Origin of the sequence: Pseudomonas fildesensis, assembly GCF_001050345.1 — a bacterium.
GTDB classification, from domain to species: domain Bacteria; phylum Pseudomonadota; class Gammaproteobacteria; order Pseudomonadales; family Pseudomonadaceae; genus Aquipseudomonas; species Aquipseudomonas fildesensis.
This window is the reverse complement of sequence record NZ_LFMW01000012.1, coordinates 18,848-33,173: the sequence shown is the minus strand read 5'-3', so window position 1 is coordinate 33,173 and position 14,326 is coordinate 18,848. Positions and strand designations below refer to the sequence as shown.

Below are 14,326 nucleotides of genomic sequence, written 5' to 3'. Positions count from 1 at the left end.
CCGTCCGAGCGACGTCGGCCACTGCGGTGGCCTGCGGGGCAGACAATACGGTCGATGATGGCCAGTTGTCCAGATGCGTAGGAAAAATTTCTGCATGGAGTCCCGCGTGGATATGCCCCTATACTCGATACGGGTTTGTTCCCTCATAAGAAGGAGACTGTTCATATGGATCAGCAGACAAAACAACCGTTAGAGCCACGCATGGAAGAGGGTAAGGCACTGGTAATTGCTGGTGTACAAGGGCGTTATTCGAAGGCCACCGTGGGCGATATCCCGCGGCTGTGGGAGTTGTTTGATACGTGCATCAAGGACATCAAAAAACGTGTCAGCGGCGTGACCTACGGCGTTTGCCATAACCCCCTGCACGGTGAGTTTGATTACCTGGCCGGGGTCGAAGTCCCGTCCAAGATCGATGTGCCGAGCAACTTCCAGTCCATCGAAATTCCGGTGCATCACTACGCCGTATTCCCGCATTACGGCCCGGTACAGGCGCTGGAGCAGACATACGAGCGGATCATGTTCGAATGGTTGCCGCATTCGGGCTACAAGGTTGCCGGGGTGGATTTTGAGCGCTACAGCGCGGATTTTGATGGGAGAAAGGGCACTGGCACTGTCGAAATCTGGTTGCCGATAGAAGCGAAGGCCTGAAACACCGGCCGAAGATGATTTATGCTCTTCGGCCATTTTTTTCTGCGAGTGAATGTTGATGATCAAGCGCTGCACGTTGCTCGACCACGCTGGCTGGCTGGCGTTGCGTATCGCGCTGTGGCCGGATTCGGCGTTCGGCAGTGAGGATGAAACACAGACCCTGCTGAGCGCGCCAGAGCGCAACCTTGTCCTCACCTTCCACGACGCCGACGGCCAGGCAGTGGGTTTTGCCGAGGCGTCGGTCCGCGAGGATTACGTCAACGGCACCAGCACCTCGCCGGTCGCGTTTCTTGAAGGGCTGTACGTAGCGCCCGCCAGCCGTGGCCAAGGTGTCGCACGACAGCTTGTCGCCGCCGTTGAACAGTGGGCCGTGGACGTGGGCTGCGTGGAACTGGCGTCCGACGCATTGCTGGAGAACCACAGCAGCCATGCCATGCATCAGGCCCTGGGCTTCGCAGAAACCGAGCGCGTGGTGTATTTCTTGAAGCCGCTGGCGGCTTCCGACAAGTAGTCCCTGTCACGTAAACATGACATTCACTTCAAAAAGTCATGTTTGCGTGACATTCACCGAGCGTTAAACACCCAACTCAACCTGCGCTCATACCCAATCCGGCCCTTATAGGCCTCGCCGCTATCCGCCCACCCCGCGCCCAGATACAAGCCCATCGCCGCCACGTTGTTGGTGTCCACCGACAGCTCCAGCGCCTCGATCTGCGGCCACGCCTGCTTCGCCGCATCCGGCAGCGCCCGCATACACGCCTTACCAAACCCTCGTCCCTGTTGATGCCGATCCACCTGCAGCGCGTGCAGCGTGGCACTGTGTTCATCCGCCCAATGGGGCAGGCACGGTGGGCGTTTGAGCAGGAGGAAAGCCACTGGGGTGTCGTCGGCGAGCAGGGCGAAGCCCTTGATGCCGGGGTTCGGGTTGACCAGCAGGGAGTTCAGCGCGCAATAGATATCGCCGGAATACGCCAGTTGGTCGGGATGCACTTCCAGGCCGTCGAGCTGCTGTTTTTGCGCAGTGCTCAACGTCTCATAGGGCACGAGGCGGGTTTCCATCAGGGGGGCATCCGAATTCCTACGCAGAAGCGCGGATTCTAGCGGGTTTGCCGGGGGCGAAATTATTTTTCAGTGGGCTGTCGATTGGCCGGTGGCGCGTTCGACTCAGGGTTTCTTAAGTAATCGACGCCTTTCAATATGGAAGTCGGCGCCGGTCTGTTCGAGCTGAAACCTTGAGTTCCGGCGGTACGGGTCGGCAGTGTGGAAGTACGCCCCGTGCGTGAATTGAATCTCTGAACACAACAATCATAAAACTCAGGAGGTTTCCCCATGAACCCGCAACCCGCTGAATTTGAACTGTCCATCAGCCGCTTGATCGACGCGCCGCGCAGCCGCGTCTTCCGTGCCTGGACCGAACCGGCCTTGCTGCAACAATGGTGGGGCCCCCACGGCATGACCACCCCCGAGTGCGAAATGAACCTGTGGGTCGGTGGCCTGTTTCGCACCCTGATGCGTGCGCCGGATGGCAGTGAGTACCCGCGGTGGGTCAGCTTGCATTTCTATTGGCTGATACGCCGCCATCGCCGGCAAGCCGATATCTACAGGGTTGGGCGTTATTCGAGCATCTGCCCCAACATCCAGCTCCCCGCCGGCCCCGGCGGGTGTTGCCGCGACCAGAGTGCATCCACCGCCACCGAGCGCGGCCAACCGCGAACGGTGAGTTCCACCAGCCCGGCATTGCCAAAGCGTTCCACCAGCCAGCGCGGCAGTGCCGCCCAACCGAAGCCGAGTTGGGCCATCTCCATCAGCATCAGAAAACTCGGCGCCGACCACACGCGGCCCGCAGGGCGGGTTTCATTCGGGTTGATGATGCTCGCCAGGCGTAGTTCACGGTGTTGCTGCAATGCCTGCTGGTCGACGGCTGCCAGGCTGGCCAACGGGTGCGTAGGGGCGACGAACAGGGCGATTTCAGTGCGTTGCGCCACCGGCGCGCGGGTCAGGTCGGGCGGATACACGTCCTGGGCTTCGATCAGGGCAATCTGCGCCCGGCCACTCTGAACCAGCGCGATCAAGTCCTCGCATTCGGCGATCAACCATTCCAGCTCCAGGTCCGGGTAGCGTTGTTCGAAGGCCTTGAGGGCGAGTTCGAAGCGTTCCGACTGGTACGTATCGGACATCGCGATACTCAGCTTTGGCTCCAGCCCCTGGGCCAACTGGCTTGCCGCCAACTCCAGACGGCTGCTGGCCTCCAGCACCTGCTCGGCGCGCTGCAACAACACATGCCCCGCCGGGGTCAGCGTCGGCTTGCGGCTGCTGCGATCAAACAGCACCACGTCCAAGTCGATCTCAAGGCTGGCCACTGCAGCGCTGACGGTGGACTGGCTCTTGCCCAACTTGCGCGCCGCCGCCGAAAACGAGCCTTGGGTGGCAGCTTGCACAAACGCCTGGAGCACTTCATGGGACGCCATGACTATCGCCTTGATCGATGGTTATTGGTTATGAAGTATCGACTCAAGGGGTAATGATGGCAACCGTTGTCACTCACGGAGCCGGGTCATGAACCCTACCAAATCCATTACTGAACGCGTTTGCCAGGCCATCGGTTTCGAGGCCCTGGCGTTGTTGATCTGCACCCCCTTACTGGCGTGGATCATGGACAAACCTGCCCTGGAGATGGGCATGGTCACCCTGGCAATCAGCCTGATGGCGTTGACCTGGAACGTGATCTTCAACGGCCTGTTCGACCGCCTCAAGGCCCGCCTGCAACTGGCCAACAACGGTTGGACCCGCGTGCTGCACGCCCTGCTGTTCGAAGGCGGGCTGATCCTGGTGTGCGTGCCCTTGATTGCTGCGTGGCTGAATATCAGCCTGATGCAGGCGTTTATCCTCGACATCGGCGTGCTGCTGTTCTTCCTGCCGTACACCTATGTGTATCACTGGGGGTATGACGTGTTGCGCGAAAAACTCTTACAAAAACATGCCGCCCGACGCCTCGATACGTTGCCCGGTGATCCAGTGGCTGCCGTCGGCCAGCAAGAGGGAAATCGCCCCGCCGATGTCATCCGGTAAACCCGCGCGGCCCAGGGCGGTGTTGCTGGCGACCATGGCGTTGAGGTTTGCGTTGTCGCGCACCGCGCCGCCGCCGAAGTCGGTCTCAATGGCGCCAGGGGCGAGGATGTTGACGCTGATGCCACGTGCGCCCAATTCTTTGGCCTGGTAGCGGGTCAGCACTTCCATCGCGCCTTTCATGGCGGCGTACGCCGCGTAGCCCGGCAGGCTGAAGCGCGCCAGGCCGCTGGAAATATTGAGCATGCGCCCACCGTCGCGGATCAACGGCAACAACTTCTGGGTCAGGAAAAACGGACCCTTGAATTGGATCGCCACCAGTTGGTCGAACTGGGCTTCGGTGGTCTCGGCGAAGCTGGCATGAATGCCAATCCCGGCGTTGTTGATCAGAAAGTCGAAGTGATCCTGTGCGAAAACATCCTTGAGCACGCCACTTACTTCGCCGACGAAATCGTTGAAGGTCGTGCTCTGGCTGACATCCAGTTGCAGCATGGCGGCGCGGCCACCCAATTGTTCGATCTGCGCGACCACCGCCTGCGCCTCATCCGCTTTGCTGTGATACGTGCCGATGATATCGACGCCTTGCGCCGCGAGGTGCAGCGCGGCGCTTTTGCCCAGGCCGCGGCTGGCGCCGGTGATCAATGCGATTTTGCGGGTCATGGTGAGTTCCTCTGAGTGATCGTGGGATGAAGTGTATTTGTCCGGCTGTTACGTGATAAACAGAGTGAAAGCGGAATCACTGGCCGGATAGGGCGAACAATCCATGAACAAACTGGAGTTGCTGCGCACCTTCGTGCGCGTCACCGAACTGTCGAGTTTCACCGGCGCCGGCGAGAGCCTGGGCCTGCCGCGCTCCACCGTGTCCGAGCACGTGCAGGCGCTGGAAGAACTACTCGGCACGCGGCTGTTGCAGCGCACCACGCGCAAGGTGCAGGCGACCCAGGACGGTCGCGTGCTCTATGAGCGCAGTAAGGATTTGCTCGCGCACATGGAGGAACTCGAAGGGCTGTTTCGCCAGGACGAAGCGCAACTGGCCGGGCGCATCCGTGTGGACATGCCCAACGTGATGGCGCGGGAATTGATCCTGCCGCGCCTGCCGGAATTCATGCGCGCGCACCCGCTCATCGAGCTGGAAATCAGCACCACCGACCGTCAGGTCGACCTGCTCGCCGAGGGGTTTGACTGTGTGTTGCGCGTCGGTGCGCAGCCGGACCAGTCCGTGGTGGCGCGGCTGTTGTGCAGCCTGCCGATGATCAACTGCGCGAGCGCGGCGTACCTGCAACGTTATGGCGTGCCGCAGACGCTGGCAGACCTGGCCGATCATCAGTTGGTGCATTACGTGCGGCCGCTGGGTTCGCGCTCGGCGGGGTTCGAATACCAGCAGGGCAACAAAGTGCAGCGCATTCCCATGGCCGGGCGGGTTACCGTCAACAGCACCGATGCGTACAAGTCGGCGTGCCTGGGCGGCTTCGGGATTACCCAAGTGCCGGCCCTCGGTATTGGCGATCAGTTGGCCAGCGGTGAGTTGGTCGCGTTTTTACCGGATTACCCGGCGCCGCCGTTGGACGTATCCCTGCTCTACGCCGGGCAGCGGCATTTACCGTTGCGGGTGCGGGTGTTCATGGACTGGCTGGCGGCCACGCTGCAAGCCCAGCTCTAACGCCGTGCCGACAATTGTTGAGGCGTCAGGAACGCATCATGGAAGTAATCGCGGAACGCCTGCATCGCCGGGGTAAACGCGCGCTCGCGGTGCCAGGCCAGGCCGACGCTCATGGGCGTGACCTTGTCGGTCACGGTCAGGGTTTCGATGCGCTTGCCTTCCAGTGACCAGGGCCGATGCACCAGGTCGGACAGAATCGCCACGCCGCTGCCATTGGCGACCATGCTGCGTACCGCCTCCACCGAACTGGTGCGCAGCCGCACCTTGGGCGTTTGCCCGGCCTGCTCCCAGTAGCGCATGGCGCTGTGTTCGGCTTCGTCGACGGTGAGCAGGATGTAGGGTTCTTCGGCCACATCCGCCAGGCTCACGGCGCCGCGCTCGCACAACGGGTGATGGCTGGGCAACCACAGGCGTCGCTCCGAGTTGAACAGGATTTCCGAGACGATATCCGGGTGGGTGAGGTTGGCGGTGAGCACCACGGCCATGTCGAACTGGCCGTCGAGCAGGCCGTGTTCGATGGCTTGGCGCTCCTGTTCGAACACTTCGATGGTCACGTCGGGGTGCCAGTGTTCCATGCGCTGCAAATGGTGGGGCAGGAAGTAACCCAGCACTGTGTAGCTGGCGGCCACGCGTAATACGCCGCTGGCGCGGTAGTCGGGCAGGGGGCTGTTCAGCGCGTCGTCGACACTGCGCACGATCACGTAGGCGCGGTTGAGAAAATGCCGGCCGGCGTCAGTCAGGTTCATGCCCTGGGCCGAGCGCACAAACAGCTGGGCGCCGAGCATCGCCTCCAGCTCCTTGATCGCGGTGGTCACCGCCGATTGAGAGATGTTCAAGTGAATCGCCGCTTGGGAAATCTGGCCGATTTCGGCGGTGGCGACGAAGTAGCGGATTTGGCGCAAAGTCAGTGACATAAGGCTTTCCCCTGATCGTTCCCACGCTCCGCGTGGGAAAGCAGCCCAGGACGCTCTGCGTCTGCTTTTAAAGTCGTGACGCGGAGCGTCACAGGATTCATTCCCACGCAGAGCATGCGAACGATCGGTGTCGATCTGTCGTCAGGAGCTTAGTGATATCTGATTTTCAGAAGATACCCTATCTGATAATAGATCTTCCCAAGGGGTCAAGCGCCAGCCTACTTTCCAGCATCACCTTTGGCGGAGCAACCCCCGATGCAGGCAGTGGATTTCAATTCAGACATGGGCGAAGGCTTCGGCCCCTGGACCATCGGCGATGGCGTCGATTCCGAGCTGATGGCCTATATCAGCTCGGCGAATATCGCCACCGGCTTCCACGCCGGCGACCCCGGCACCATGCGCCGCACCGTCGAACGCGCCAAGCAGCTGGGTGTGGCGATCGGTGCCCATCCCGGCTTTCGCGACCTGGTGGGATTTGGCCGCCGGCATATCAACGCTCCCGCTCAGGAATTGGTCGACGACATCCTCTACCAGCTCGGCGCCCTGCGTGAAATCGCCCGGGCCCAGGGCGTGACCCTGCAACACATCAAGCCCCACGGTGCGCTTTACATGCACCTGGCCCGCGACGAAGAGGCCGCACGCCTGCTGGTGCAAAACCTGCAATTCATCGAGCCGACCTTACTGCTGTACTGCATGCCCAACTCGGTGATCTGGCGCGTGGCCAAGGAATTGGGGCAGCCGGTGGTGCGCGAGTTTTATGCCGACCGTGAGTACGATCTGACCGGATCTATCGTGTTTACCCGCAACGTGCGTGCGCTGGATCCTGCAACGGTTGCGGCGCGTGTCTTGCGTGCGTGTCAGACCGGCCTGGTACGGACCGTAGAAGGCGAAGACCTGTTTATAGAATTCGATTCCATCTGCCTGCACAGCGACACCCCCGGGGCCCTGGAACTGGTAGAGGCGACCCGCGAAGCGTTGGACCAGGCGGGAATAGCAGTCAAAACACCAAAAAAATAAGATCAGAAATAACTTTTTTGCCTGCCTTTCTATAACGATTCCAAGAGGAACAGACATGGCTGAAACGTCCCCCATCCGCTACAGCTTCGGCGCTGATGAACACCTGTTTGCCGAGGTCAGCGACAGCATGTCCCTGGAGGCCTTTTTCAAGGGCATGGCGGTGACTCGCGCCGTGGAGCGCCTGGCGCTGGAAGGCGTGCTGGATGTGTGCCTGGCCAATGCGTCGTTCCAGATTCGCTTCGACCCCGATCGTATCGCGCCCCAGGTATTGCTCGACGCGGTGCAAAGCGCCGAAGCCCAGGCGGTGGCCGAACGCACCTTGCACACGCGCATCATCGAAATTCCGGTGCTCTATAACGACCCCTGGACCCATGAAACCCTGATGCGTTTTCGCGACCGCCATCAAGACCCCAGCGGCACCGACCTGGAGTACGCCGCGCGCATCAATGGCTTGGCCGATGTGGATGCGTTCATCGCCGCTCACAGCGGCGCGCCGTGGTTTGTGTCGATGGTTGGCTTTGTCGCGGGCTTGCCGTTCATGTTCCAGATGGTCGAGCGCGAGCGGCAATTGCAGGTGCCCAAGTACCTGCGCCCGCGCACCGACACCCCCAAGCTGACCCTCGGCCACGGCGGCTGTTTTGGCTGCATTTACTCGGTGCGCGGCGCCGGCGGTTACCAGATGTTCGGCGTGACCCCGGCACCGATCTACGACCCGCAGCAGCAGTTGGCGTACCTCAAGGAACACATGGTGTTCTTCCGCCCCGGCGATATCGTGCAGTTCAAACCCATGGATCGCGACGCCTATGACCTGGCCGTCGCCGAGGTGGACGCAGGCCGTTTCGACCTGCGCATCCGCCCGGTGGAATTTTCCCTCGACGCGTTTCTCGAAGACCCCGTCGGCTACCCGAAAACCCTGCAGGAGGCGCTGGCATGATCAAGGTCCTCAAACCCGGCCTCGCTACTTCCGTGCAGGACCTTGGCCGCGAAGGCTATTACCACTTGGGCATTCCGCCATCGGGCGCACTGGACCCATACGCACTGAGCGCGGCCAACCATCTGGTGGGCAACCCGGTCGGTGTGGCCGGGTTGGAATGCACGTTGATCGGCCCCGAGTTGGAGTTCCGGCAGGACGCCCTGGTGGCACTCAGCGGCGCGTTGATGTCACCGCGCCTGGATGGCGAAGTGGTGCACCAGGACACCGCCTTCCAGGTGCGCGCCGGGCAGGTGTTGCGCTTTGAATTTCCCAAGGCGGGCGCGCGTACTTACCTCGCGGTCGCCGGTGGCATCGATGTGCCGTTGGTGCTCGGCAGCCGCTCGACGTACACCCTGGGGGCGCTCGGTGGTTTTCACGGGCGGCGCTTGCAGGAGGGCGATGAACTGCCCATCGGCGAGGCCAGCGGCCAGGGGCGCGCGGGTAACAGTTTACCCATGGCGCTGCGCAGTTCGGTCGGCGGCGATGTGACGTTGCGCGTGGTGCCGGGGTTGTATTACGAGCGCCTGACGGATGCGGCGAAAAGCAGCTTTTTTGCTGAACCGTGGACCGTGGGTTCCGAAGCGGACCGCATCGGTTATCGCTTCAAGGGCGGCAGTGCGCTGAGCTTTCAGCCACGTGAGCAGCCGTTTGGTGCGGGGTCTGATCCGTCGAACATCGTCGACAGTTGCTACCCCATCGGTTCGATCCAGGTACCGGCCGGGCTGGAGCCGATTGTGCTGCACCGGGATGCGGTGTCGGGTGGCGGTTACGCGATGATCGGCACGGTGATCAGTGCCGACCTGGATTTGATCGGGCAGATGCAGCCGAACCAGCGGGCGGGGTTTGTGGCGGTGACGCTCGAGGAGGCGCTGGAAGCGCGACGGGTGTACAAAAAACGGTTGAAGGCGATGACCAGATTGTTCTGCTGATCGTTCCCACGCTCTGCGTGGGAATGCCGCCCTGGACGCTCTGCGTCCGCTTTTGACGGTCGTGACGCAGAGCGTCACAGGATGCATTCCCACGCGGAGCGTGGGAATGATCGATCAGCGATGGTGTGTCAGAACAGTTGAGTGAACAACCAGTACAAACTACCCGACAACACAATCGCCGCCGGCAACGTCAGCACCCAGGCCATCAGCAAGTTGCGGATGGTCTTCATCTGCAAGCCACCGCCATTGGCCACCATGGTCCCCGCCACCCCGGACGACAACACATGAGTGGTCGACACGGGCAACCCGAACATATCCGCTGCGCCGATGGTCAGCATCGCCACTGTCTCGGCCGACGCGCCTTGGGCGTACGTCAGGTGGGTCTTGCCGATCTTCTCGCCGACCGTCACCACGATGCGCTTCCAGCCGACCATGGTGCCCAGCCCGAGGGCGATGGCCACGGCGATCTTCACCCACAGCGGAATAAAACGCGTGGCGTTGTCGATCTGTTGCTTGAACAGTTGCAGCTTGTCTTGGGTGTCGGCGTCGAAGCTGCCGACCTTGCCCTTGTCTATCAACCGAATGGTTTCGCTGGTCAGGTACATGTCGTTACGCACGTTACGTACCGCCTCGGCGGGGACTTTGGCCAGTGAACCGTAGCCTTTTACTTCGTCACCGATCTGGCCGGCGAGGGCGGCGAGGGCGGGTATCAGTTCCGGCGTGGCCTCCTTGGTGCGTACATAGGTCGAGAGGATCGGCCGCGGATCTCCTGGCAGCGCGTGCGGTGCGCTTTTCATCAGGGCCACCTGGGTCACTTCGGCCACCGCCGCGAACTGCAAAGACTGCTCGGCGGGCATGGTGCGGTTCAGTGCGTAGGCCATCGGCAGGGTGCCGACCAGGATCAGCATGATCAGGCCCATGCCTTTCTGCCCGTCGTTGGAGCCGTGGGCGAACGACACGCCGGTGCAGGTGACGATCAGCATGCTGCGAATCCACCACGGCGGCGGGGTGTTGCCTTTGGGGGCCTTGTACAGCGCGCGGTTTTTCACAAAGGCGCGCAGGGCCAGCAACAGCAGCGCGGCAAACGCGAAGCCTATCAAGGGTGACAGCAGCAACGCATAACCGATCTTGGTCGCCTGGCTCCAATCCACGCCGCTGGTGCCGTCACGCCCGTGCATCAAGGCATTGGCGACGCCGACGCCGATGATAGAGCCGATCAGGGTGTGGGAAGACGACGCAGGCAACCCCAGCCACCAGGTGCCGAGGTTCCACAGGATCGCGGCGATGAGCAGGGCGAAGATCATCGCGAAACCAGCCGATGAGCCCACCTGCAAAATCAGCTCGACCGGCAGCAGCGCAATGATGCCGAACGCCACCGCACCGCTGGACAGCAGCACCCCGAGGAAGTTGAAAAAACCCGACCACACCACCGCAAATTGCGGTGGCAACGAATTGGTGTAAATCACGGTGGCGACGGCGTTGGCGGTGTCGTGGAAGCCGTTGACGAACTCGAAACCCAGGGCGATCAGCAGCGCCACGCCCAGCAGCAGGAACGGCGTCCAGGTGGTGACCTCCGTGCCCAGTTCTTTCATGTCGTGCATCAGGCTGTAGGCGGTAAACAAAAGGCCCATGGCGAGCACGGCGAAGAAAAAGATCACCGTCAACAGGCTGGGTTTTTTGTCCAGTCGGGGTTTGGGGTCGGCGTGTAAGCCGGCGGTGGAGGCAGTCAGGGAAGGGGTGGCCATGCCGAAGCATCCAGTGGGGAGGATGTCGCCCATGATCGTTGCAGAATGTTACAGACATGCTGCCTCAGGTCATGTTTAGCTCATTGAGCAGCACCGCTGGTCAGTCCGATCGTTCCCACGCTCCGCGTGGGAATGATCAATGTGGGAGCAAGCCCCCTCCCACCTTTTTTACCGCATTCCAATTCAGTAATCCTTGCGCTTGCGGAAGGCCCAGCGCCCGGCAATCAGGGTGAAGGTCGCAACCAGCGCCACCAGAATCCAGAAGCCTTCCGGGTCTTGGGAGAGCGGTACGCCGCCTACGTTCATGCCGAAAAAGCCGGCAATGATGTTGATCGGCAGCGCCAGTACCGTCACCACCGTGAGCGTAAACAGCGTGCGGTTGCTTTGCTCGTTGAGGTTGGCGGCGATCTCTTCCTGCAACAGCTTGATCCGCTCACCCAGGGCCATCAGGTCGTTGATGATCAGCGCAAACTCCTCCGTGGATTTGCGCAACTCCTTCACGTCTTCCTTTTGCAGCCACTGCGGCGGGCGGTTGAGCAGGCGCAGCAACGAACCTGGCTCCAGCGCCAGCAGGCGTTGCAGGCGTACCAGCACCCGGCGCGCCGCACCCAGTTCGGCGCGGTTGGTGGACAGGCGCGAGGACAGCAACTGGTCTTCGATATGGTCGACGCTGATGCTGGTCTTGCGCACGATCTGCGTCAGCACTTCGCCCTGGTCGCGCAGCAGGTGCACCAGTAATTCCAGCGGCGAGCGAAAGCGTTCACCGGCCTTTACCGACGAGCGCAATTTGTCCACCGAGTGCAACGGTTGCAGGCGCGCGCTGACCAGCAGCCGGCTGCGCGCGCACACCCACAGCGTGGAAATATCCGACGAGACCATGCTGCTGAAGTTGAACACCACGTCGTTGACCACCGCCAGCAAGGCCGAGTCGACGTGTTCGATGCGGGTAGAGCGCGAGCCTTCATGCAGGGCTTCGAAGAATTCTTCGGGCAAGGCCAGGTTCGCCTGCATCCAGCGCTCGCACGCTGCGTGGGCCAGGTTCAGGTGCAGCCAGAGGAACTCCTCCGGGTCGGCCGGTTGTTGCAGGGCCTTGAGGGCGGTGGCCGAATCAATCTGTTCACCCTTTTCACCGGCACGAAAACGAAAACCGTAAAGCAAGCCAAACAGGTCGGAATCCTGGTGGCTGTGGTCGATGCTGTGGTTCATGGGGGCTCGCAGAGAAAGGGCCTGTAGGACGTTTCACAGGTTCGCGTGGGCGAATCATTGCAAGGATATTTGACATTTTTGTGACACTAAGAGGTTTTTCACTGCAATAAGACATTTTTTTGACCATTGGTCGGGTAGGCTCAAGAAGCGTCTAGAACAGCCGATCCAGCGCATAAGCCCCGTGTGGATCTGAGGGCCCATTGATGACAGGGAAGTTAAGGCGTGCTTGCACCCTATCCCCTCGTGTCGAGACTTTCCCCTATGAAACTTCTGCAAACATCCCTGAGGGCACAAATTCTGTCGCTGCTCGGCGGCAGCCTCCTGGCGATGCTGTTGATCGCCCTTGCCTGTTTCAACTTCCTCTCCAACGGGGTGCAAAGTTATCGCAGTTTGCTCGAGGGTCCCTTGCTCACTTCACAACTGGTCGATGAAGCCAACCTGCAATTCAAGGTGCAGGTGCAGGAATGGAAAAACGTGCTGCTGCGCGGCAAGCAACCGCAGGATATGGAGAAATACTGGGGCCAGTTCCAGGAGCGGCAGCGCGATGTACAAGGCATTCTCACGCGGCTGGTCACCCAGACCAACAGCGACCCGGTCTTGAACCGACGCATCGAAACCCTGCGCCAGGAACACCAGCAGCTCGGCGTCGCCTACCAGAAGGGCCGCGATGCCTACGTGGCTGCGGGCGCCGATGCAGCCGCCGGCGACAACGCGGTCAAGGGAGTGGACCGCGCAGCCAGTGAGCAGATGAGCGCCCTGGTCAGCGACCTGCACGCACAAGGCACTCAACAATCCCAGGCCATCAGTGCTTATGCCGAGCGCACCGTGTGGGTGGGCCTGGCGATCATGTTGCTGTCCGGTGTGCTGATTGGCCTGTTCAGCCTGTGGCTGATCAACCGTAACCTGATCCTGCCGATTCGCAGCCTGATCGACTACGTGACTCAACTGAGCCGTGGTCGTTTTGCCGAACGTGTTGCCAGTTCCCGCCAAGACGAACTGGGGCATCTGGCGGCCGCCGCCAATACCTTGCGCGACTTTCTGGCCGAGACCTTCAGCCGCTTGCAGCGCAGTGCCAGCAACCTGGTGGGCGCCAGCGGCGAGTTGAATTCGATTGCCGCACAGATGTCGACCGGCACCCACGACCAATTTAACCGCACCGATCAGGTGGCCACGGCCATGACTGAAATGTCGGCCACAGCCCAGGAAGTGGCGCGCCACGCCGCCAGTGCCTCGCGCGCTGCCGATGAGGCCGACCACTCGGCCCGCGAGGGCGGCGAAGTGATGAAAGTCACCATCGCCACCATCGGCCAGATGCGTAATGAAATCCTCAACACCGGTACCATCATCCGTCGCCTGGAAACCGACAGTGTGCGCATCGGCAAAGTGCTGGAAGTGATTCGCGGTATCGCCGAGCAGACCAACCTGCTGGCGCTGAACGCGGCTATCGAGGCTGCGCGGGCAGGTGAGGCGGGCCGTGGTTTTGCAGTGGTGGCCGACGAAGTGCGCAGCCTGGCGCAGCGCACCGCCGCGTCGATCATCGAAATCAACCAGATTATCCAGGCGGTGCAGACCGGCGCGGTGGATGCGGCCGAGGCGATTGTCACCGGCCAGTCGTGCAGCGATGACAGTGTGGAAAAAGTCACTCAGGCCGGCGCCATGCTGGCTCACATTACCCAGGCCGTTGAAGCGATCCGCGATATGAACCGCCAGATTGCCACGGCGGCCGAGGAGCAAACCTCGGTGGCTGAGGACATCTCTCGCAACATCACGCAGATCACCACCGTGGCCACGGCCAACCTCGAGAGTGTTCAGCGCACTGAAGCCGCGAGCCACAATTTGCGCAGCTTGTCCGGCGAGTTGAATGAGGTGACGGCGCGACTGGGTGCCTGATCAGGCCGTTGGCAGGCTAAACGTAAACACCGTGCCGTGCTCTTCGGTCGTGGTCAGGTCCAGCTCGCCGCCGACGCCGAGGCCGAAATTCAACGGGTCGAGCACGGCGCATGCGGTCCAGGTGTCGTCGGTCACCCTGGCCACTGCGGCAAAGCGCAGGCCGGTCATGTCGCTGATGACTTTGAGCATCGCGGGCACGGCACTGATTCGGCCGATGGTAGCGAGGTTGGTGGCTTTTTGCTCCATGCAGCGGTCTCTGTACGCAAAGTGGCGGCGTG

At 61.5% G+C, this 14,326-nt stretch carries 14 protein-coding genes and 3 pseudogenes; 10 read left to right on the top strand and 7 right to left on the bottom strand.

The annotated features are described in order from the left end of the window. The first annotated feature begins 165 nt into the window (after positions 1-165). Together ACR52_RS17295 and aac(6') are read left to right on the top strand one after the other, a co-directional pair. Positions 166-648, top strand: coding sequence for a GyrI-like domain-containing protein (locus tag ACR52_RS17295; RefSeq protein ID WP_048726763.1), 483 nt, complete (start codon positions 166-168; stop codon positions 646-648). 58 nt (positions 649-706) lie between these two features. Continuing rightward, entirely contained in the window at positions 707-1,159 is a 453-nt protein-coding gene (aac(6'), locus tag ACR52_RS17290) for an aminoglycoside 6'-N-acetyltransferase (protein ID WP_408003343.1), read from the top strand. Between the two features lie 53 nt (positions 1,160-1,212). Here the strand turns inward: aac(6') and ACR52_RS17285 are convergent, their stop codons facing one another. Next, complete coding sequence (locus tag ACR52_RS17285; RefSeq protein ID WP_048726758.1) at positions 1,213-1,707, bottom strand: GNAT family N-acetyltransferase; 495 nt, start codon at positions 1,705-1,707, stop codon at positions 1,213-1,215. A gap of 270 nt (positions 1,708-1,977) precedes the next feature. On the opposite strand from ACR52_RS17285, the pseudogene ACR52_RS29555 reads away from it, so the two are divergent. Then, positions 1,978-2,187: pseudogene (locus ACR52_RS29555) on the top strand (SRPBCC domain-containing protein); the annotation flags it as partial. 74 nt (positions 2,188-2,261) lie between these two features. Here ACR52_RS29555 and ACR52_RS17280 read toward each other — a convergent pair. Continuing rightward, the gene (locus ACR52_RS17280; protein WP_048726756.1) at positions 2,262-3,116 is read right to left on the bottom strand and encodes a LysR family transcriptional regulator; all 855 of its coding nucleotides are present in this window, start codon (positions 3,114-3,116) and stop codon (positions 2,262-2,264) included. Positions 3,117-3,204: 88 nt separating this feature from the next. On the opposite strand from ACR52_RS17280, the gene ACR52_RS17275 reads away from it, so the two are divergent. Beyond that, positions 3,205-3,717: a multidrug/biocide efflux PACE transporter gene (locus ACR52_RS17275; protein ID WP_048726754.1), complete on the top strand. Its 513-nt coding sequence runs from the start codon at positions 3,205-3,207 to the stop codon at positions 3,715-3,717. Here the strand turns inward: ACR52_RS17275 and ACR52_RS17270 are convergent. Then, complete coding sequence (locus ACR52_RS17270) at positions 3,616-4,374, bottom strand: SDR family NAD(P)-dependent oxidoreductase (RefSeq protein WP_048726752.1); 759 nt, start codon at positions 4,372-4,374, stop codon at positions 3,616-3,618. The genes ACR52_RS17275 and ACR52_RS17270 overlap by 102 nt on opposite strands. A gap of 103 nt (positions 4,375-4,477) precedes the next feature. Between ACR52_RS17270 and ACR52_RS17265 the strand changes: the two genes are divergently transcribed. Continuing rightward, the gene (locus ACR52_RS17265) at positions 4,478-5,374 is read left to right on the top strand and encodes a LysR family transcriptional regulator (RefSeq protein WP_048726750.1); all 897 of its coding nucleotides are present in this window, start codon (positions 4,478-4,480) and stop codon (positions 5,372-5,374) included. Here ACR52_RS17265 and ACR52_RS17260 read toward each other — a convergent pair. Next, positions 5,371-6,288 carry a LysR family transcriptional regulator gene (locus tag ACR52_RS17260; protein WP_048726748.1) on the bottom strand — a complete coding sequence of 306 codons (918 nt, stop codon included), beginning with the start codon at positions 6,286-6,288 and terminating at the stop codon, positions 5,371-5,373. The genes ACR52_RS17265 and ACR52_RS17260 overlap by 4 nt on opposite strands. Before the next feature lie 255 nt (positions 6,289-6,543). Between ACR52_RS17260 and ACR52_RS17255 the strand changes: the two genes are divergently transcribed. The 3 genes from ACR52_RS17255 to ACR52_RS17245 are packed head-to-tail and all read left to right on the top strand — an operon-like array spanning position 6,544 to position 9,207. Then, the gene (locus ACR52_RS17255) at positions 6,544-7,305 is read left to right on the top strand and encodes a 5-oxoprolinase subunit PxpA (RefSeq protein WP_048726745.1); all 762 of its coding nucleotides are present in this window, start codon (positions 6,544-6,546) and stop codon (positions 7,303-7,305) included. 55 nt (positions 7,306-7,360) lie between these two features. Then, a complete protein-coding gene (locus ACR52_RS17250; RefSeq protein ID WP_048726742.1) occupies positions 7,361-8,239 on the top strand; it encodes a 5-oxoprolinase subunit B family protein in 879 nt (292 codons plus the stop codon). Next, positions 8,236-9,207 (top strand): 5-oxoprolinase subunit C family protein, encoded by a 972-nt coding sequence (locus tag ACR52_RS17245; protein WP_048726739.1) that lies wholly within the window; start codon positions 8,236-8,238, stop codon positions 9,205-9,207. Before ACR52_RS17250 ends, ACR52_RS17245 begins: the two co-directional genes overlap by 4 nt. Positions 9,208-9,335: 128 nt before the next feature. On the opposite strand, the gene ACR52_RS17240 is transcribed toward ACR52_RS17245, so the two are convergent. Beyond that, a complete protein-coding gene (locus ACR52_RS17240; RefSeq protein WP_406956436.1) occupies positions 9,336-10,988 on the bottom strand; it encodes an inorganic phosphate transporter in 1,653 nt (550 codons plus the stop codon). A gap of 147 nt (positions 10,989-11,135) precedes the next feature. Next, positions 11,136-12,158 carry a transporter gene (locus tag ACR52_RS17235; RefSeq protein ID WP_048726732.1) on the bottom strand — a complete coding sequence of 341 codons (1,023 nt, stop codon included), beginning with the start codon at positions 12,156-12,158 and terminating at the stop codon, positions 11,136-11,138. A gap of 261 nt (positions 12,159-12,419) precedes the next feature. Between ACR52_RS17235 and ACR52_RS31780 the strand changes: the two are divergent. Together ACR52_RS31780 and ACR52_RS31775 are read left to right on the top strand one after the other, a co-directional pair. After that, a pseudogene (locus ACR52_RS31780) lies at positions 12,420-13,163 on the top strand (methyl-accepting chemotaxis protein); the annotation flags it as partial. Positions 13,164-13,280: 117 nt separating this feature from the next. Then, positions 13,281-14,048: a methyl-accepting chemotaxis protein gene (locus ACR52_RS31775; RefSeq protein ID WP_406956437.1), complete on the top strand. Its 768-nt coding sequence runs from the start codon at positions 13,281-13,283 to the stop codon at positions 14,046-14,048. Positions 14,049-14,084: 36 nt separating this feature from the next. Here ACR52_RS31775 and ACR52_RS17225 read toward each other — a convergent pair. Beyond that, positions 14,085-14,294 (bottom strand): annotated as a pseudogene (locus ACR52_RS17225) (sensor histidine kinase); the annotation flags it as partial. Between the last annotated feature and the right edge of the window lie 32 nt (positions 14,295-14,326).

Coding starts and splice junctions, on each gene's coding strand:
- ACR52_RS31775 (WP_406956437.1), top strand. CDS start 13,281: ATGTCGACCGGCACCCACGACCAATTTAACCGCACCGATCAGGTGGCC.
- ACR52_RS17250 (WP_048726742.1), top strand. CDS start 7,361: ATGGCTGAAACGTCCCCCATCCGCTACAGCTTCGGCGCTGATGAACAC.
- ACR52_RS17255 (WP_048726745.1), top strand. CDS start 6,544: ATGCAGGCAGTGGATTTCAATTCAGACATGGGCGAAGGCTTCGGCCCC.
- ACR52_RS17270 (WP_048726752.1), bottom strand. CDS start 4,374: ATGACCCGCAAAATCGCATTGATCACCGGCGCCAGCCGCGGCCTGGGC.
- ACR52_RS17235 (WP_048726732.1), bottom strand. CDS start 12,158: ATGAACCACAGCATCGACCACAGCCACCAGGATTCCGACCTGTTTGGC.
- ACR52_RS17265 (WP_048726750.1), top strand. CDS start 4,478: ATGAACAAACTGGAGTTGCTGCGCACCTTCGTGCGCGTCACCGAACTG.
- ACR52_RS17280 (WP_048726756.1), bottom strand. CDS start 3,116: ATGGCGTCCCATGAAGTGCTCCAGGCGTTTGTGCAAGCTGCCACCCAA.
- ACR52_RS17275 (WP_048726754.1), top strand. CDS start 3,205: ATGAACCCTACCAAATCCATTACTGAACGCGTTTGCCAGGCCATCGGT.
- ACR52_RS17285 (WP_048726758.1), bottom strand. CDS start 1,707: ATGGAAACCCGCCTCGTGCCCTATGAGACGTTGAGCACTGCGCAAAAA.
- ACR52_RS17245 (WP_048726739.1), top strand. CDS start 8,236: ATGATCAAGGTCCTCAAACCCGGCCTCGCTACTTCCGTGCAGGACCTT.
- ACR52_RS17260 (WP_048726748.1), bottom strand. CDS start 6,288: ATGTCACTGACTTTGCGCCAAATCCGCTACTTCGTCGCCACCGCCGAA.
- ACR52_RS17295 (WP_048726763.1), top strand. CDS start 166: ATGGATCAGCAGACAAAACAACCGTTAGAGCCACGCATGGAAGAGGGT.